At 64.5% G+C, this 16,531-nt stretch carries 15 protein-coding genes; 7 read left to right on the top strand and 8 right to left on the bottom strand.

The features are described 5' to 3' along the window. Positions 1-88: 88 nt before the first annotated feature. Genes CLU94_RS02940 through CLU94_RS02925 form a run of 4 tightly spaced genes read right to left on the bottom strand, consistent with a single transcriptional unit; the run spans position 89 to position 4,884 of the window. Positions 89-1,255, bottom strand: a complete 1,167-nt coding sequence (locus CLU94_RS02940) for an ABC transporter substrate-binding protein (protein WP_099664533.1) — start codon at positions 1,253-1,255, stop codon at positions 89-91. Positions 1,256-1,315: 60 nt separating this feature from the next. Further along, complete coding sequence (locus CLU94_RS02935) at positions 1,316-2,854, bottom strand: class I adenylate-forming enzyme family protein (RefSeq protein WP_099668136.1); 1,539 nt, start codon at positions 2,852-2,854, stop codon at positions 1,316-1,318. A gap of 11 nt (positions 2,855-2,865) precedes the next feature. Continuing rightward, the gene (locus CLU94_RS02930; protein WP_099664532.1) at positions 2,866-4,020 is read right to left on the bottom strand and encodes an acyl-CoA dehydrogenase family protein; all 1,155 of its coding nucleotides are present in this window, start codon (positions 4,018-4,020) and stop codon (positions 2,866-2,868) included. 39 nt (positions 4,021-4,059) lie between these two features. Further along, positions 4,060-4,884 (bottom strand): IclR family transcriptional regulator, encoded by an 825-nt coding sequence (locus CLU94_RS02925; protein ID WP_099664531.1) that lies wholly within the window; start codon positions 4,882-4,884, stop codon positions 4,060-4,062. A gap of 277 nt (positions 4,885-5,161) precedes the next feature. On the opposite strand from CLU94_RS02925, the gene CLU94_RS02920 reads away from it, so the two are divergent. Both CLU94_RS02920 and CLU94_RS02915 read left to right on the top strand, forming a co-directional pair. After that, the gene (locus CLU94_RS02920; RefSeq protein ID WP_099664530.1) at positions 5,162-7,168 is read left to right on the top strand and encodes a TonB-dependent receptor plug domain-containing protein; all 2,007 of its coding nucleotides are present in this window, start codon (positions 5,162-5,164) and stop codon (positions 7,166-7,168) included. A 30-nt stretch (positions 7,169-7,198) separates the two neighbouring features. Continuing rightward, positions 7,199-7,735, top strand: a complete 537-nt coding sequence (locus tag CLU94_RS02915; protein ID WP_099664529.1) for a molybdopterin-dependent oxidoreductase — start codon at positions 7,199-7,201, stop codon at positions 7,733-7,735. Positions 7,736-7,786: 51 nt separating this feature from the next. Here CLU94_RS02915 and CLU94_RS02910 read toward each other — a convergent pair whose 3' ends face one another. Genes CLU94_RS02910 through CLU94_RS02900 form a run of 3 tightly spaced genes read right to left on the bottom strand, consistent with a single transcriptional unit; the run spans position 7,787 to position 10,676 of the window. Then, positions 7,787-8,716: an alpha/beta hydrolase gene (locus CLU94_RS02910; protein WP_099664528.1), complete on the bottom strand. Its 930-nt coding sequence runs from the start codon at positions 8,714-8,716 to the stop codon at positions 7,787-7,789. Further along, positions 8,713-9,579 (bottom strand): alpha/beta fold hydrolase, encoded by an 867-nt coding sequence (locus CLU94_RS02905; RefSeq protein ID WP_099664527.1) that lies wholly within the window; start codon positions 9,577-9,579, stop codon positions 8,713-8,715. The genes CLU94_RS02910 and CLU94_RS02905 overlap by 4 nt, the downstream gene beginning before the upstream one ends. A 35-nt stretch (positions 9,580-9,614) precedes the next feature. Then, on the bottom strand, positions 9,615-10,676 hold the full coding sequence (locus tag CLU94_RS02900) for a sugar phosphate isomerase/epimerase family protein (RefSeq protein ID WP_099664526.1): 1,062 nt from the start codon (positions 10,674-10,676) through the stop codon (positions 9,615-9,617). Between the two features lie 139 nt (positions 10,677-10,815). Here CLU94_RS02900 and CLU94_RS02895 point away from each other — a divergent pair, with 139 nt between their 5' ends. Continuing rightward, entirely contained in the window at positions 10,816-11,415 is a 600-nt protein-coding gene (locus CLU94_RS02895; protein ID WP_099668135.1) for a TetR/AcrR family transcriptional regulator, read from the top strand. Positions 11,416-11,452: 37 nt separating this feature from the next. Here CLU94_RS02895 and CLU94_RS02890 read toward each other — a convergent pair whose 3' ends face one another. Next, positions 11,453-11,824, bottom strand: coding sequence for a flagellar basal body protein (locus tag CLU94_RS02890; RefSeq protein WP_099664525.1), 372 nt, complete (start codon positions 11,822-11,824; stop codon positions 11,453-11,455). Positions 11,825-11,992: 168 nt separating this feature from the next. Here CLU94_RS02890 and CLU94_RS02885 point away from each other — a divergent pair, with 168 nt between their 5' ends. The 4 genes from CLU94_RS02885 to CLU94_RS02870 all read left to right on the top strand — a co-directional run bounded on the left by CLU94_RS02885 (position 11,993) and on the right by CLU94_RS02870 (position 16,524). Beyond that, positions 11,993-13,180, top strand: a complete 1,188-nt coding sequence (locus tag CLU94_RS02885; RefSeq protein WP_099664524.1) for a dienelactone hydrolase family protein — start codon at positions 11,993-11,995, stop codon at positions 13,178-13,180. 111 nt (positions 13,181-13,291) lie between these two features. Next, positions 13,292-14,797 (top strand): NYN domain-containing protein, encoded by a 1,506-nt coding sequence (locus CLU94_RS02880; protein ID WP_099664523.1) that lies wholly within the window; start codon positions 13,292-13,294, stop codon positions 14,795-14,797. A 136-nt stretch (positions 14,798-14,933) separates the two neighbouring features. Further along, complete coding sequence (gene trhA / locus CLU94_RS02875; RefSeq protein ID WP_099664522.1) at positions 14,934-15,551, top strand: PAQR family membrane homeostasis protein TrhA; 618 nt, start codon at positions 14,934-14,936, stop codon at positions 15,549-15,551. Between the two features lie 91 nt (positions 15,552-15,642). Continuing rightward, the gene (locus tag CLU94_RS02870; RefSeq protein WP_099664521.1) at positions 15,643-16,524 is read left to right on the top strand and encodes a LysR family transcriptional regulator; all 882 of its coding nucleotides are present in this window, start codon (positions 15,643-15,645) and stop codon (positions 16,522-16,524) included. The last annotated feature ends 7 nt before the right edge of the window (positions 16,525-16,531 follow it).

Raw genomic sequence — 16,531 nt, 5'->3', positions numbered from 1 at the left:
GCTTTCCTGGCGCATCGCGAAGATGCACCAGGAAAGCCGTTCATCGGTGCACGCCCGGCAGGCGTGCGCGTGCGCAGCGGGAGGCTGCCTACCAGGGCAGGGCTGGATAGGCCAGCTTGCCCGTCGCGTGTTCCTTCGGCCAGACGATCACCACTTTCTTGTCCTGGTGCTGCGCCATGCGGTGCACGAAGTTCTGGTTGTCGCCGTTGGCGGCGAACTGCACCCGGCCGATCAGGGTTTCGCGGTCCGTCTTGCGCATTTCCTCGGCCACGCCGCCTTTCTTGATGGTGCCCTTGTCGGCCGCGCGCGCGATCGCTTCGAACAGCAGCATCGACTGCACATAGCCGAACTGGCCCAGGTAGTCCGGTTCCTTCTTGTACAGCTGCTTGTAGGCGTCGCTGAACGCCTTGCCGTCGGCCGTCTTGAATTCGGTAGGGAAGGGCAGCAGGGCCGTGCCGAAGACGTTCGGCATCAGGTCGGGGAAGTCGGCCGCCATTTTCGGCGTGGCCAGCGACCACACGCCCACCATGGCCTTGATCTTCGGCTTCAGGACGCGGGCGGCGCGGATGATGCCCACATAGTCGTTTTCATAGCCGACCATGGCCACCACTTCCGATTTGTCCTGCAGCTTGATCTTGTTGATGATGGGTTTGAAGTCCGTAATCGCCGGGTCGAACGAGTGCGTCGTCACTTTCACGCCCTTGGCTGCCAGGGCTTTTTCCACGTCCTTCGCCAGGCCCGTGGTGGCATCCTTGGTCGAGTACACGATGGAGACGGACTTGGCGCCCACGTCCTGCAGCAGTCCCAGCATGGCTTTTTCGTAGCCGGCCGTGTTATTGATGCGGAAAAAATTCTTGCGCCCGCTGGATACCAGGCTGTCGTCCACGCCGCCCGAGGTGATGTAGACGAGGCCCAGTTTGTTCGCCGTGTCCGAGGCGGGCGAGATATTGTTCGAGCCATAGCCGCCCGTGATGGCCACCACGCCCTGGCTGGCCAGCTTTTCCACGGCGGCGATGGCCTTGGCGGGCGCCGATTCGTCGTCGACGGTGATGATCTTGATGGTGTGCTTGCCGTTGGTCTTGTTGAAGACCTCGGCTGCGACCATGATGCCTTCCTGCATGCCGGCGCCGACGCGCGCCAGGTTGCCCGTCAACGGGATTTCCGCGCCGACCAGGAATTCGTCGGCGCTGGCCTGCGTCATCCAGGCGCTGGCAACCAGTGCTGCCATGGCGATGCGTGTGTAGGTGCGTTTCATCGTGTCTCCTCCGGTGATGTGGCTTGGTTTTATTGTCGGTTCTGGTAATACATGGTCAACTTATCGTGCATTCTGCGCCATTTGCCGCAGCTGCCCCTTTAAAATCTTGCCCGTGGCGGCGGCCGGCAGCGCGTCCATGACGATGATGGCGGACGGGCATTTGTATGGCGACAGGGTCTGCGCCAGCCAGGCCTGCAATTGTGCCACGCTGGCGGGCTGGCGCGGGTCCAGCTCCACGTAGGCGATGACGTCCTCGTTGCCATCGGCCACAGTGCGTCCCACCACGGCCGACTGCACCACGGACGGGTGGGCGTTCAGGGCCGTTTCCACTTCCAGCGGATACACATTGAAGCCGGAACGGATGATCAGCTCCTTGGTGCGGCCGACGATGAAGAGGGCGCCGTCGGGATCCTGGCGCGCCATGTCGCCCGTATTGAGCCAGCTGCCATCGCGCATGGTGGCCGCCGTCATGGCCGGTTCGCGGTAATAGCCGGCCATGACGTTCGGCCCGCGTATCCACAGTTCGCCCGGCTCGCCCGGCGCCACATCAAGGCCGTCAACGCTCACCACGCGCACTTCTACGCCCGGTATCGGCGTGCCGACGGAATCGTCGCGGCGCGGCGCTTCCAGGCGCGTCTGGCTGATGGTGGGCGCGCTTTCCGTCATGCCGTAGCCATTGTGCAGCGCGGTGCCCAGCAGCTTTTCCACCTCGTGCTTGAGCGACGGCGCCAGCGGCGAGCCGCCCGCATACGCGAAGCGCAGCTTCGTCGGCAGCGGGGTATCGGCGCCGCCCAGGGTTTGCAGCAGTTTCGCGTACATGGCGGGCACGCCCTGCACGATGGTCAAGCCGTCGTTTTTCAGGGCCGAGAGCAGGCCGTCGACGGAAAAGCGCGGCACCAGGTACAGGGCGGCGCCCGCATACAGGGTGCCGAGGGCCACCGAGGCCAGGCCATATACGTGCGAAATCGGCAGCACGCCGTAGGCGCGGTCGGTGCTGCTCAATCCCCGCAATGTGCTGGACACGGCGGCGATGAACAGCAGGTTGCGGTGCGTCAGCATCACGCCTTTCGACTGCCCCGTCGTGCCCGTCGTGTAGATCAGCGCGGCCACCTGTTCGTTGCCGGGGACCGTGTCTTCGACGATAGTTGTCTCGTTCAAGTCGCCGACCAGCAGCTCGCCCATGCCGTCGACCGTGGCGCTGGCCGCGCCCAGACGTGCCGCATGCGCGGCCGCTTCCGGCGAGGCGCCGGCCAGGAACAGCACGCGCCGCGCGGAACTGTGCGTGGCGATGGTATCGATTTCGCGCGCCGACAGCCGCGCGTTGACGTTGACGATCCACGCGTCGATGCTGGCCGCCGCGAAGATCAGCGCCACCTGCAGCGCGCCGTTTTCTCCCACCACCATCAGGCGGTCGCCGGCGCGCACGTCCAGCTGGCGCAGCAGCCGAGCGGCATCTTCCACACTGTGCTGCAGCTGCGCATAGGTCCAGCTGCGGCCAGCTTCATGCAGCGCGGGTGCGTCTGGCGCGCGTGCCGCCCAGTGGGCGGGGATGGCCGACAGGCGTGCCGGCAAGCCGGCCAGCAGGGCGGGAATATCCATGGCGGCCTCCTTCACTTTTGCGCTGCCTTGATCATGTTGCGGGCGATGACGATCTGCTGGATCTGCGTCGTGCCTTCATAGATGCGGAACAGGCGCACGTCGCGGTAGAAGCGCTCGGCCGCGTATTCGCTGATATAGCCGGCGCCGCCGTGGATCTGCACGGAGCGGTCGGCTACGCGGCCGCACATTTCGGAGGCGAACAGCTTGCAGCACGACGCTTCCGTCGAAATATCTTCCTTGTTGTCGCGGCGCCGCGCCGCGTCGAGCACCATGCTGCGCGCCGCGTAGATTTCCGCCTTGCTGTCGGCCAGCATGGCCTGGATCAGCTGGAATTCCGCGATGGGCTGGCCGAACTGCTGGCGCTCCATCGCATACGCGAGGGCGTCGGTCAGCATGCGTTCGGCCGCGCCCACGCAGACGGCGGCGATATGCAGCCGGCCCTTGTCGAGCACTTTCATGGCCGTCTTGAAGCCCACGCCTTCCTTGCCGCCGATGAGGTTTGCCGCCGGGACGCGGCAGTTCTCGAAGATCACGTCGCAGGTATGCGCGCCTTGCTGGCCCATCTTTTTATCGATTTTTCCCAGCGAGAGGCCGGGCGTGTCCTTTTCCACGATGAAGGCGGAAATGGCCGATGCGCCCCGCTTGACGGGGTCGGTGCGGGCCATGACGGTAAAAATGCTCGCTTCGGGCGCGTTGGTGATATAGCGCTTGCTGCCGTTGAGGATATAGAAGTCGCCGTCGCGCACGGCCGTCGTGCGCAGGGACGCGGCGTCGGAACCTGACCCCGCTTCCGTCAAAGCGAACGAGCCGATGATGTCGCCGGCCGCCAGCTTGGGCAGATAGTATTGTTTCTGTGCTTCCGTACCGTCGATGACGATGCCTTGCGAGCCGATGCCGTTGTTCGTGCCGATCAGCGAGCGGAAGGCGGGCGAGGTGCGGGCGATTTCAAACGCGACCCGGACTTCTTCTTCCATGCTCAGTTCCAGGCCGCCGTAGGCTTCCGGGATCGACAGGCCGAACAGGCCCAGTTCGCGCATCTGCGCCACGATGGCGGGCGGGATGGTGTCCGTTTCGGCCACCAGCGCCTCGTTCGGCACCAGCACTTCGCGCACGAAACGGGCGATGCTGTCGAGCAGGATGTTCAGGGTTTCTTCGTCGCGTATCATCGGGGTCCTCGGTACTGTAATTAAGAGGGGGCGCGCAGTCTAACCGCGGCCCAGGTTTTTTTCCACTGTCTTGACCAGGGCGACCAGGCGCGGTCCCAGGTCGGACTCGAGTTTTTCACGCGACAGCAAAAAGGCGGGGCCGCCGCAATTGAAGGCCATCACCTGTTCGCCGTCGGCACCCAGCATGGGCACGCCCACGGCATGCACGTCGTTCTGCCATTCGCCGGCCGAGATGCAAAAGCCCCGGTCCTGGTAATCCTTGAAGCCTTGTTCGATGCCGGCCTTGATGCGCGGCCAGCGTTCCGTCTCGTGCACCCTGGCGTGATCCATCAGGTAGTCGCGTTCGGCCTGCGGCAGGATGCATAGCAGGGCCTTGCCCATGGCGGTCGTCATCAGGGGGATGCGCGAACCGACGTCGAGGCGCAGGGTGACGTTGGCGCTGCTGCGGCACGTTTCCACGTACACCATGCTGAGGCGGTCGCGCGTGCCCAGCGAGACGGACGCTTGCGCATGTTCGGCCAGTTCTTCCATCAGCGGGCGCGCCATCTTGCGCACGTCGAGGTTCGACAGCATGCGGTAACCGAGGGCCAGCACGCCGGCGCCCAGCTGGTACTTGCCTAGGCTGTCCGAGTAATTCAGGTAGCCCAGTTTGGTGAGGGTATAGGTGAGGCGTGAAATCGTCGGTTTCGGGATGCCCGTGCGCTTGGCCATGTCCGCATTCGACAGGAACACTTCGCCGGGACGGAAGCAGCGCAGCACTTCCAGCCCGCGCGCCAGCGCGTTGACGAACTGGCGGTCCTTGCCTTCCTCGTCATCGCTGAAGACGATGAGTTCCGGATCTGCTGCGGTCTGAATATTTGTCATATTTGCATTCATTTTCGGGCTCCCTGGAAATCAGTTTGCCTAGCCAAATTGGACGTGTCAACCGTTTTGTGAAACATTCGTTCGCACAGCGAAATGCTGCGGTGCATGAAAAAAGCGTGAAAAATTGACCTGCGCGCGTGCTTTTGGTCTTGTCGCTTGAGCATCGCTATATACGTCTGTATATTGCGCTGTTGGGTGACGGCCGCCGCATGCGTGGCCGCTTTTTTGAGTATCGCTATATAAGACGATATATAACGAGAGTGGAAAGATCGAAACGATGTTGAAACAGGTAATGGCAGGCGCCGTGATGCTGGCGCTGGCGCAAATGGCACAGACGGCGCAGGCGCAGCAAACGGCGGGCAACGATGGCGTGGATGCGGCGGCGCCGTTCGTGCTGGGCACGGTGACGGTGATCGGCCAGCGCGAGCAGGCAGGCCAAATGGAACAGCAGGTGGGCGCGCAAGTGAGCCGCGCCGAGATGCGCCGCTTTAACCGCGACAATGTGGGTGACGCATTGAATCTGCTGTCCGGCGTGTCGCTGTCGACCAATTCGCGCAATGAAAAAACCGTCGCCATCCGCGGCTTCGATGCGCGCCAGGTGCCGCTGTACATCGACGGCATTCCCGTCTACGTGCCGTACGACGGCTATGTCGATTTCAACCGCTTCACCACCAGCGATCTGGCCGCCATCCAGGTGGCCAAGGGCTACAGTTCCGTGGCGTATGGCGCCAATACCCTGGGCGGCGCCATCAACCTGGTGTCGCGCAAGCCGTCCGCGCGGATGGAAGGCGATACGTCCATCGGTTTCGGCTCGGGCAGCGAGCGCCAGGTGTCGGCCAACGTGGGCACCAACCAGGGCCTGTGGTATCTTCAGGCGGGCGTGTCGTATATCGACAGCGACGGTTTTCCCATGTCGTCGGACTTCCGCCCCACGGCCACGGAAGACGGCGGCATGCGCAACAATTCCTACCGCAAGGATCATAAACTGTCGTTCAAGGTGGGCTACACGCCCGATGGCGCGCAGGCAGGCGACGAATATGCACTGAGCTACTATAAGCAGCATGGCGAAAAGGGCCAGCCGCCATCGACCAATCCCGTCGGCGCGCGCTACTGGCAATGGCCGTACTGGAACAAGGAAAGCGTGTACTTCGTCTCGCAGACGCGCCTGGGCGAAGCCGAACGCCTGAAACTGCGCCTGTATCACGACAGCTACGATAATGAAATCACCTCCTACACGAACGGCAGCTACGCGACCCTGAAAACCAGCGGCCAGGGCAGCGTCAGCGGCGGGCGCAGCATCTATAACGACCGTACGAATGGCGGCGCGGTGGAACTCGAATCGTTCCGCCTGGCCGCGCACAGCCTGCGTTTTGTGGCCAGCTACAAGGCCGACGAACACCAGGAACTCGATGCAAAAGGCGTGCGCACCACCTGGTACAAGGATGCCTTGTGGACCCTGGGCGCGGAAGACAGCATCGCCCTCGATGCGGCGACGGAACTGTCGCTGGGCGTCTCGCGCAATGAACTGCGCCCGGACACTGTCTACAGCGCCGGCAATGCCTACACCTTGCCAGCCAATCAATCGGCCACGGACCTGCAGGCTGGCTTGTTCCGCAAGGTCGGTCTTGATGCGCGCGTGTACGCCACCGTGGCGCGCAAGTCGCGCCTGCCGACCCTGAAGGACCGCTACTCGCAGCGCCTGGGAACGTATATCGAAAACCCGGCCCTGCGCGCGGAAGAGGCGATGAATTATGAGCTGGGATATCAAGGAAACGTGCAGGGCGCCAAGGTGGAAGCGGCGCTGTTCTACAGCGACGTGAAGGACAAGATCCAGAGCGTGGCGAATGTCTCGGGCGTGCGCTCTCAGATGCGCAACGCGGGCAGGGCGCACATCAGCGGCGTGGAACTTGGCTTGCGCGGCAACGCCGGCGCCTGGCTGGATTTCGGCGGCAATTACACCTACACGGACATGAAGAACGTCAGCGACCGCGCCACGCGCCTGACGGACGTGCCGCGCCACAAGCTGACGGCGCACGCCGTGCTGCACGCGGCGCGCCAGGTCGACGTGGTGGCCATCGCCGAATCGAACAGCGGGCGCTGGGTCTCGAACACCCTGGAACTCGGCGGCTTTACGACCGTGAACCTGAAGGCTGTGTACCGTCCCTTGCCGGCCTTGACCCTGGAAGCGGGCGTGGCGAACCTGGGCGACCGCAATTACGCGCTGGCCGACGGTTTTCCCAGCGCTGGACGCACCTGGCTGGCCAATGCGCAGTACCAATTCTGATTTTTTGAATGTTTCATGAAAGGACACAGCATGTTGAAGACAATACTGACAAGCCTCGTTTCGGCGGCGCTGCTGGCGGCGGCGCCCGCGTGGGCAGACCCGGCGCCGGCACGCGACAATATGAGCCACGCGCTGACCGTGACGGGCGTGGTGGAAACGCCATTGACCTTGAAGGTGGCCGACCTGCGCCAGCTGCCGCCGGCCAACGGCGGGGAAATCGCCGTCACGCGCCATAATGGCGAGAAGGCCGAAACCATCACCAGCTACAAGGGCGTGCGCCTGCGCGATATCCTCGACAAGGCGGTGCTCGATGCGCCGGGCCACAACGACGTCAAGAAGCTTGCCATCATCGCCACGGCCACCGACGGCTATGCCGTGGTGTTTTCCTGGGGCGAGCTGTATAACGCGCCGGCCGGCGAGGGCGTGATCGTCTACTACGAAAAAAACGGCAAGGCGCTCGACGACAACGATGGCGAAATCGCCCTCATTTCGGCAAAGGACATCCGCACGGGACCGCGCCACGTGAAGTGGCTGAACGGCATCGAGGTGCGCAAGCTGGTGGAGTGACGATAAGCTGATGGAAAAAACGCGCCGTGGAGCCATCCCCGGCGCTTTTTTTTATGCCGCCAGCGCTTGCCGCATGGCCTGGCCCGCCACGTCGAACAGGCCGCGCGCCGCTGGCGTCAAGCCCAGCATGTGGATCGACGCATGGATCATGCCGTCGAGCTGCACGCATTGCGCCGCCACGCCGTCGTCGCGCAAATACCGCGCATAGGCTTCGCCTTCGTCATGCAGCGGGTCGTACTCGCACACCAGCACGGTCGCCGGCGGCAAGTCCTTCAGCGACGTTGCCCGCAGGGGCGCCGCATAGGGCTGCGCGCCTTCAGCCGGCTCGTTCAGATAGGCCGACCAGCAAAAGCGCATGGCTTCCCGCGTCAGCGAATGGCCTTCCGCATAGCGCTGGTAGGACGGCGTGTCGAAGGCGAAATCGAGCGCCGGGTACAGCAGCAGCTGGTGCGCCAGCGCGGGACCGGCCTGGTCGCGCGCCATCAGGGCCGCGGCGGCCGCCAGGTTGCCGCCCGCGCTGTCGCCGCCCACGGCCAGCCGCTTCGCATCGATGCCCAGCGCTTCGGCATGGTCCGCCACCCAGCAGACTGCCCTGTAAAAGTCGTCGAGCGGCACGGGGAACTTGTGCTCGGGCGCCAGCCGGTAGTCGACGGAAAAGATCACGCAGCCGGTGGCGTTGGCCAGTGCGCGGCACGGATTGTCGTACAGGTCCAGCGAGCACAGGCACCAGCCGCCCCCATGCGCAAAGACGATCGCCGGCAGGGGCTTGCTTGTGTCCGCGCCGGCGGGCATGTAGGCGCGCACGGTCAGCGCGTGCTCGCCAGGCAGCACGTAATCCTTGATCGAGGCGACGTCTTCCAGCGGCCCGTGCAGCTGGCGCAGCCCCGTTTCCGTGGCGGCCCGCAAGTCCGCCAGCGAGGCGGGCGGCGGCGCATCCCTTGTCTGTTCCAGCCAGGTGGCGATCAGCGGATCGAGGCTCATGCGGCTTCTCCGGCCAGGAACGGCAGCAGGTGGGCGATGAACGCTTCCGGCTGTTCTTCCATGATGAAGTGGCCGCATTCGGCGACGATGGCGCCTTTCAAGATGTCCGCCTTGCCCTGCATGGTCAGCAATGGCGCGTCATTCGTCGCATGGTCGGCGCCGATGGCCAGCACGGGCATGGCCAGGCTCTTTTTCGCCCGCTCCAGGTTCTGCCGGATGGTTTCCGGAATGGCGCGGTAGTAGGCGAAGCCGGCGCGCAGGGCGCCCGGCGTGGCATAGGCGTCCGCATACACGTCGACGGCCACCTTGTCGCGGCGGTACGACCAGCGGTCCAGGATGAAGCGGATGTATTCGCGCTCCTTGCCGGCCGTGAGCATCTCGGGCAAGTCCAGCACCTGGTTGAACATGAAGTGCCACAGGAAGATATTGTCGGACGGCGCGACAAAAATCGGCGGCGCGGGCGCCAGGCCGGGAATGACGGCTTCCGTCAGCGCCAGTTTCGTCACGGCCTGCGGGAAGTCGCTGGCCAGCGCATAGCCGACCCACATGCCGATGTCGTGGCCGACGACATCGTACTGCGCATGGCCCAGGGCCAGCATGGCGCGGTGCAGGGTGGCGGCAACGGCGCCCGTGTCGTAGCCGCCGGCCGGACGTTCCGAGTGGCCGCTGCCGGGCGGATCGATGGCGATCGCCTGGTAGCCCTGGGCGGCCAGGGCCGCCATCACATGGCGCCAGGCGTACCAGGTTTGCGGCCAGCCGGGGATCAGCAGCACGGGTTTGCCTTCGCCGGCGATGACGCAATGCAGGCGCTGGCCGTCAATGCGCACATAGTCGTGGGTGTAGCTGTCTTTATTCTGATGCATGGCAAGTCCTTGTATTGATTCAGTTAATTAGTTGATTAGTTGTGCGTGATGCCGAGCAGGGTATTGATCTGCTGCGCGCTGACGGGGGCGCCGGCGAAGTCGTCGAAGATCTTGTCGGTCACGGGAATGATGTGGGCATTGATGAAGGCCACGCCTTCACGCGCACCCACTTCCTGGTCCTTCAGGCAGCATTCCCATTCCAGCGTGGCCCAGCCCGCGTAGTCGTTCTGCGCCATCTTCGAGAAGATCGCCTTGAAATCGACCTGGCCGTCGCCCAGCGAGCGGAAACGTCCGGCGCGGTTTTCCCACGACTGGTAGCCGCCGTAGATGCCTTGCCGTCCCGTCGGATTGAATTCCGCGTCCTTCACATGGAACATGCGGATATGGTCCTTGTAGATGTCGATGAATTCCAGGTAGTTCAATTGCTGCAGCACGAAGTGGCTCGGATCGAACAGCATCTTGCAGCGCGGGTGGCGGCCCACGCGCTCGTAGAACATCTCGAAGCTGATGCCGTCATGCAGGTCTTCGCTCGGGTGGATTTCGTAGCACAGGTTGATGCCCTGTTCTTCGCACACGTCGAGGATGGGCAGCCAGCGGCGCGCCAGTTCGTCGAAGGCCGCCTCGATCAGGCCGGGTGGGCGCTGCGGGAACGGGAACAGGTAGGGCCAGGCGAACGAGCCGGAGAACGTGCCCATGTCGGTCAGGCCCAGGCGCTTCGAGGCCATGGCCGCCAGTTTCACTTGCTCGATGGCCCACTCGGTGCGCGCCGCCGGCTGGCCGTGCAGGTGTGCCGGCGCAAAGCTGTCGCACAGCGCGTCGTAGGCCGGGTGCACGGCGACCAGCTGGCCGAGGATGTGTGTCGTCAGTTCGCTGATGACCAGGCCATGGCTGGCCAGCATGGCGACGAGGTCATCGCAGTATTGCTGGCTGTGGGCCGCTTGCGCCACGTCGAACAGGCGTGCATCCCAGGCGGGAATCTGCAGGGCCTTGAAGCCCATGCCGGCCGCCCACTCGGCGATGGCGGGCAGGGTGTTGAAGGGCGCCGTATCGGCGGCGAATTGTGCCAGGTGCAGGCTTGGTCCTTGGATGGTTTTCATATCGGCTCCTATTGTTTGTCGATCGACAAAGAATAGGCGAAATTTTCTGCGCGGTCAAGGCCGTGATGCAAAATAAATGCGGAATCGGTGTGGCTTGCAAGCGTTATACTGGCCGCCAGTTTGCAAGCAGAGGATGAAAATGGCAGGAAGACCGAGGGAATTTGACCGCGCGCTGGCGCTGGCAAAAGCGCGCGACGCGTTCTGGACGCGCGGCTATGAAGGCGTATCGATGGCCGACCTGGTGGCGGCGCTGGGCATCGCCTCGGCGCGCATCTATGCGGCGTTCGGCTCGAAGGAGCAGCTGTTCCGCGAAGCCGTGGAACTGTATGAAACGGGCGAGGGCGCGTTTGCCGTGCATGCGCTGGCGGCCAGCCTGAATGTGCGCGACGCCGTGGCGCGCATGCTGGAAGAAGCCGTGCTGCTGTATACGCGCAGCGGCCAGCCGCAGGGCTGCATGGTGGTCACGGCCGCCACGAATACGAGCGCGGACAACGCGGGCATCGCCGACTGGCTGGCGCAGCACCGCCGCGCACGCACGCAGGCCGTCATCGAGCGCCTGCGCGCGGCGCAGTTGGCGGGAGAATTGAAAGAGGAAGCGGACGTGCAGGCGCTGGGCGACTATTATGCGGCGCTGCTGCATGGCTTGTCGGTGCAGGCGCGCGACGGCATTCCCGCCGAACGGCTGCTGGCGCTGATTCAACCGGCGATGGCGCCCTTGGCGCTGGAAATGAAAAATTAGACTATCTTGCCGATAGTCGCCGTGGATGTTTGCTGCCTCAGGTCTTGACGTCGATCAGGCTGCCCAGGGCCTGGTCGGCCGCCTTGACGACATTCGCCGACAAATTAAAACCGGCCTTGTAGACGAGGTTATCCGTCAGTTCTGACGCCAGGCCGACGCCGTTCGGCCGGCTTTCGGCCGCCTTGGCCGCATTCGCATTGGCGCCGCTGACGCTTTCGCCGGCGGCCAGCTTGCGTCCTTCGACGGAGAGGGTGACGCCCGTGCCGGCCGGGCTGGCTTCCTGGAACTCGGCTTGTTGCGGCTGGAAGCCCTGGGTATTCGCATTGGCGATATTGTTGGCGGCCACATCCAGCGCGCGCTGGTTGGCGGTCAGCCCCGAGGTACCGGTGGTGAGGGCGGATATGGACATGGCAACTCCTTCAGAAGGCTCCTAGTTTACTCCCATGCAGGCGCTATGTGGTTGGTGCAAGGCAACATTTTTCCGCGCCGTCGATGACTGCAAAAAAAGTTACCCATCCATAATGTTTTAATATTGTCCTGCGCCCTTTCACTGCCTAGACTGGCTGGGAAATCTCGCATGGAGCCTGCCATTTCTCCCCTCGTACGCCGCCTTTGCCTGGCTTTGCTGCTCAGCTGGCCTTGCCTGACCCTGCAAGCTCAGCCTGCTTCTGCCTCACTGCCGCTCGATGCGCGCTTGAACGAGCAGGTCATCATGGTGCCGGCCGGCGACGGCTTGCGCGAGACATTGGAGACGACGGTGTTCCGTCCCGCCGGCCCCGGCCCGTTTCCCCTGTTGCTGATGAATCACGGCAAGCAGGCCGGGCCGGCGAAACTGCAGGCGCGCGAGCGCTTCATCTATATGGCCGCCGAATTCGTGCGCCGCGGCTATGCGGTGATGCTGCCCATGCGCGCCGGTTTTGCGCGCTCCACGGGTGCCTACCGCGATTTCGGCTGCGACATGCTGGGCAACGCCCAGGGCCAGGCGCGCGACGTGCTGGCCGCGCTCGCGTATGCGCGGCGCCAGAGCTGGGTCGACCCGGAACGCATCGTCGTCGCGGGCCAGTCGTATGGCGGCATGGCGGCGCTGGCGCTGGCCACCCGGGTGCTGCCCGGCGTGCGGGGCGTGCTCAATTTTTCCGGCGGCCTGCGCGTCGACATGCCCGGCTGCGACTGGCAAGGGGCGCTGGCCAAGTCCTTCGCCACCCTGGGCGCCTACAACCACATCCCCAGCCTGTGGCTGTATGGCGCGAATGACTCGTATTTTTCGCCGGCGCTGGTGCGGCGGCTGTTCAATTCCTTTACCGGTTCGGGCGGCCGGGCGCAATTGCTCGCCTATGGCCCGTTCAAGCGCGACGCGCACCTGACCCTGGGCAGCCGCGACGGCGTGGCCGTGTGGCTGCCCGCCACCGAGCGCTTCCTGCAGAGCATCGGCATGCCGGTGCGCCAGGTCTACCGCGTGGCCGAGGCGCCGTCGCCGCCCGCCACGCATTTCGCGCCGCAGGACGATATCGCCGCCGTGCCCTACCTGGAAGAGCAGGGGCGCGCCGCCTACCGCGTCTTCCTGGAGAAAACCGCGCCGCGCGCCTTTGCCCTGTCGGCCAGCGGCGCCTGGGGCTGGGCCGAGGAGGGCGAAAGTCCCGATGTGCGCGCACTGGCCTCGTGCCAGCGGCGCAGCAGCCTGCCGTGCCAGCTGTATTCGGTCGATGAAAGCGTCGTTTGGCCGCTCGCCGGCGCCAGCGCAAGCGCCGCCGGCGGCGCGCAATAGGCCGCCGCGCACGATAGTTGTCGCCGAAACGGGGGATGGGCGAATATACTAGGCGAAAAGGGAGGCGTTGCGCTTCCCGTCCGCCCTTATCATCAGCGAGAATTCACCCTTATGGCGTCATCCCCAGAAAACCTCAGCATGGCCGTGTTTTGCGACTTCGAGAACGTCGCGCTCGGCGTGCGAGATGCAAATTACGAAAAATTCGATATCAAGCCCATCCTGGAACGCTTGCTGCTCAAGGGCAGTATTGTTGTCAAGAAGGCATATTGCGACTGGGACCGTTATAAGAGTTTCAAGGGCACCATGCATGAAGCGAACTTCGAACTGATCGAAATTCCCCACGTGCGCCAGTCGGGCAAGAATTCGGCCGACATCCGCCTGGTGGTCGATGCGCTGGACCTGTGCTACACCAAGGCCCACGTCAACACCTTCGTCATCATCAGCGGCGATTCCGACTTTTCGCCGCTCGTGTCGAAACTGCGCGAAAACGCCAAGCAGGTGATCGGCGTGGGCGTCAAGCAGTCGACGTCCGACCTGCTGGTGGCCAACTGCGACGAATTCATTTTCTACGATGACCTGGTGCGCGAAAGCCGCCGCACGGCCGCCAAGCGCGACGCGCGCGACACGCCTGCCGCCAAGCGCTCGCCGGACGAGGAAGTGCGCCGCAAGGAAAAATACGAGTCGCGCAAGACGGAAGCGATCGAAATGGCTGTCGAGACCTTCGACGCGCTGGTGTCCGAGCGCGGCGACAGCGGCAAGATCTGGGCCTCGATGCTGAAGGAAGCGATCAAGCGCCGCAAGCCGGACTTCAGCGAGTCCTATTACGGTTTCCGCACCTTCGGCAACCTGCTGGAAGAAGCGCAGACGCGCGGCCTGCTGGAATTTGGCCGCGATGAAAAATCGGGCGCCTATGTCTACCGCAGCAGCGGCCTGGTGGCCGTGCCGGCCGCCGTGAACGCGGATACCGCCAGCGAGGCCGGCGGCGAGACCGGCGTGACGGCGGAAGAGGGCAATCACCGCGAAGGCGGCAGCCGCCGCGATTCGCGCCGCAATGGCCGTGGCGGCCGCAAGCAGAACGAGCAACGCCGCGGCGAGTCCGCGCCACAGGCCTTCGTGCCGGTGGCCGACGCCGAAGCCGTCGTCGTCGAGCAGTATGCGCCGGCGCCGCAGCCGGAAGTGCAGCACGAAGTGGCCGAAGCCGCCGCCGAAGCGGTGGCCGAGGTGGTTGCAGACGAGGGCAACGCCAAGCGCGGTTCGCGCCGCAATGGCCGTGGTGGCCGCAAGAATGGCGATGGCGCCCGCGAAGCGCGCGCCGAAGTCGTCGCCGTCGAGGTGGCGCCGGTGGTGGAAGCCGTGCCTGCGCCTGAGCCGGTAGCCGAAGTGCCGGTGGAAGCCGCCGCCGAAGCCAAGCCGAAGGCCAAGCCGCGCACGCCGGCCCGCAAGGCGGCAGCGGCGAAGAAACCGGCCAAGAAGGCGGCAGAAGCTGTGGTGGAAGCTGCGCCTGTCGTTGAAGCGGCGCCGGTGGAAGTGGCTGCCGTGGCGGAAGACAAGCCGGCCAAGGCGCCGCGCAAGACGCCGGCGCGCCGTCCCGCGCGCAAGAAGGCGGAAGCTGCCTGATAGCCTGAGCGGCAACAAGCGGGGCGGCAATCGCATGCGCCCCCGCTTTTCCGGTCCCTGCCTTGCGCAAACCGCGCACCCCGATCTCCCCAAGCGTGTACGATGAGCCTGTTTTTAACGCGGCGGGCGGTCAAGCATGTACCACGGTGAACGGTTCAACAGCATTTCCCATACGGTGGGCGCCGCGCTGGCGGCCATCGGCGGCGTCATCCTGATCGTCGCGGCGGCCCGCACGGGCGACCCCTGGAAAATCGTCAGCTGCAGCGTGTATGCGGCCATGCTGCTCACGCTCTACCTCACTTCCACCCTGTACCACAGCGTGCGCGGCAAGGCCAAGGCCGTGCTGCAGCGGCTCGACCACTGCGCCATCTACCTGCTCATCGCGGGCACCTACACGCCCTTCATGCTGGTGACCCTGCGCGGGCCGTGGGGCTGGTCGCTGTTCGGCGTCGTCTGGGGCCTGGCCTTGATGGGCATCGTGCAGGAATACGTGTACGCGAAAGGCGCGCGCATCCTGTCGCTGGTGATTTACGTGGCCATGGGCTGGCTGATCGTCATCGGCATCAAGCCGCTGCTGGCGGCGCTCGAGTGGAACGGCTTCCTGTGGCTGGTGGCAGGTGGGCTGTGCTACACGGGCGGCATCGCTTTCTATGCCACCGACCACAAGCTGCGCCATGGCCACGGCATCTGGCACCTGTTCGTGTTGGCCGGCAGTAGCTGTCATTTTATCGCCATTTTGTTCTACGTTGCCTGACGTTATCCCTTGCCATCACTGTTGCCATGATTCCATTATAATGGCGCGATATGTGAAAATAGCGCAACAATGCGGCAATAATAAGGCAACAATGGATATCAATTCGGACGACCTGAAAATCTTCGTCACCGTCATCGACAGCGGCACCCTGAGCGCGGCCGCCGTGCACCTGGGACAAACCACCTCGGGCGTCAGCCGCGCCCTGTCGCGCCTGGAAGACAAGCTGGCCACCTCGCTGCTGACGCGCACCACGCGGCGCATGGAGCTGACGGAAGAGGGGCAGCTGTTCCTGGACAAGGCGCGCGCCATCCTCGCCTCGATGGAAGACGTGGAGGAATCGATCCGCATCCGCCGCCAGAAGCCGGCGGGGCGGCTGTCCGTCGATGCCGCCTCGCCCTTCATGCTCCATTGCGTGGTGCCCCACGTGGCGGAATTTCGCGCCATGTATCCGGACATCCGCCTGGAGCTGACCAGCAACGACCAGATCGCCGACCTGCTCGAGCACCGCACCGATATCGCCATCCGCATCGGCGCCCTGGTCGATTCGACCCTGCATGCGCGCCCGCTCAGCGCCAGTCCGCTGCACGTGCTGGCCACGCCCGCCTACCTGGCGCGCCACGGCGAACCCGCCACGCCGGAAGCGCTGTCCGGCCATGCGCTGCTGGGTTTTGCGCAATATGAGCTGGGGAATAACTGGCCGCTGCGCCACGAAGCGGGCAACAGCCTGCAGATCGTGCCGGCGCTGGCCGCGTCCAGCGGCGAAACCCTGCGCCAGCTGGCGTTGCACGACCAGGGCATCGTCTGCCTGTCCGACTTCATGACGAAGGATGACATCGCTGCCGGCCGGCTGGTGCGGGTGCTGCAGCCGTTTTACACGGGCTACCGCCAGCAGATCCACGCCGTCTACTACCGCAACACGCAGCTGGCGCAGCGCATCAGCTGCTTCCTCGAATTCCTGCAACAGAAACTGTAAGGCCCGG

The sequence above is a fragment of the Janthinobacterium sp. 13 genome (genome assembly GCF_002749695.1).
GTDB classification, from domain to species: Bacteria; Pseudomonadota; Gammaproteobacteria; order Burkholderiales; family Burkholderiaceae_D; genus Janthinobacterium; species Janthinobacterium kumbetense.
The sequence above is the reverse complement of the archived record's forward strand: the minus strand, read 5'-3'. Positions and strand labels throughout refer to the sequence as shown.

Excerpts from the sequence above, each read along its gene's own strand:
- CLU94_RS02940 (WP_099664533.1), bottom strand. The coding sequence starts at position 1,255 with ATGAAACGCACCTACACACGCATCGCCATGGCAGCACTGGTTGCCAGC.
- CLU94_RS02935 (WP_099668136.1), bottom strand. The coding sequence starts at position 2,854 with ATGGATATTCCCGCCCTGCTGGCCGGCTTGCCGGCACGCCTGTCGGCC.
- CLU94_RS02930 (WP_099664532.1), bottom strand. The coding sequence starts at position 4,020 with ATGATACGCGACGAAGAAACCCTGAACATCCTGCTCGACAGCATCGCC.
- CLU94_RS02925 (WP_099664531.1), bottom strand. The coding sequence starts at position 4,884 with ATGACAAATATTCAGACCGCAGCAGATCCGGAACTCATCGTCTTCAGC.
- CLU94_RS02920 (WP_099664530.1), top strand. The coding sequence starts at position 5,162 with ATGTTGAAACAGGTAATGGCAGGCGCCGTGATGCTGGCGCTGGCGCAA.
- CLU94_RS02915 (WP_099664529.1), top strand. The coding sequence starts at position 7,199 with ATGTTGAAGACAATACTGACAAGCCTCGTTTCGGCGGCGCTGCTGGCG.
- CLU94_RS02910 (WP_099664528.1), bottom strand. The coding sequence starts at position 8,716 with ATGAGCCTCGATCCGCTGATCGCCACCTGGCTGGAACAGACAAGGGAT.
- CLU94_RS02905 (WP_099664527.1), bottom strand. The coding sequence starts at position 9,579 with ATGCATCAGAATAAAGACAGCTACACCCACGACTATGTGCGCATTGAC.
- CLU94_RS02900 (WP_099664526.1), bottom strand. The coding sequence starts at position 10,676 with ATGAAAACCATCCAAGGACCAAGCCTGCACCTGGCACAATTCGCCGCC.
- CLU94_RS02895 (WP_099668135.1), top strand. The coding sequence starts at position 10,816 with ATGGCAGGAAGACCGAGGGAATTTGACCGCGCGCTGGCGCTGGCAAAA.
- CLU94_RS02890 (WP_099664525.1), bottom strand. The coding sequence starts at position 11,824 with ATGTCCATATCCGCCCTCACCACCGGTACCTCGGGGCTGACCGCCAAC.
- CLU94_RS02885 (WP_099664524.1), top strand. The coding sequence starts at position 11,993 with ATGGAGCCTGCCATTTCTCCCCTCGTACGCCGCCTTTGCCTGGCTTTG.
- CLU94_RS02880 (WP_099664523.1), top strand. The coding sequence starts at position 13,292 with ATGGCGTCATCCCCAGAAAACCTCAGCATGGCCGTGTTTTGCGACTTC.
- trhA (WP_099664522.1), top strand. The coding sequence starts at position 14,934 with ATGTACCACGGTGAACGGTTCAACAGCATTTCCCATACGGTGGGCGCC.
- CLU94_RS02870 (WP_099664521.1), top strand. The coding sequence starts at position 15,643 with ATGGATATCAATTCGGACGACCTGAAAATCTTCGTCACCGTCATCGAC.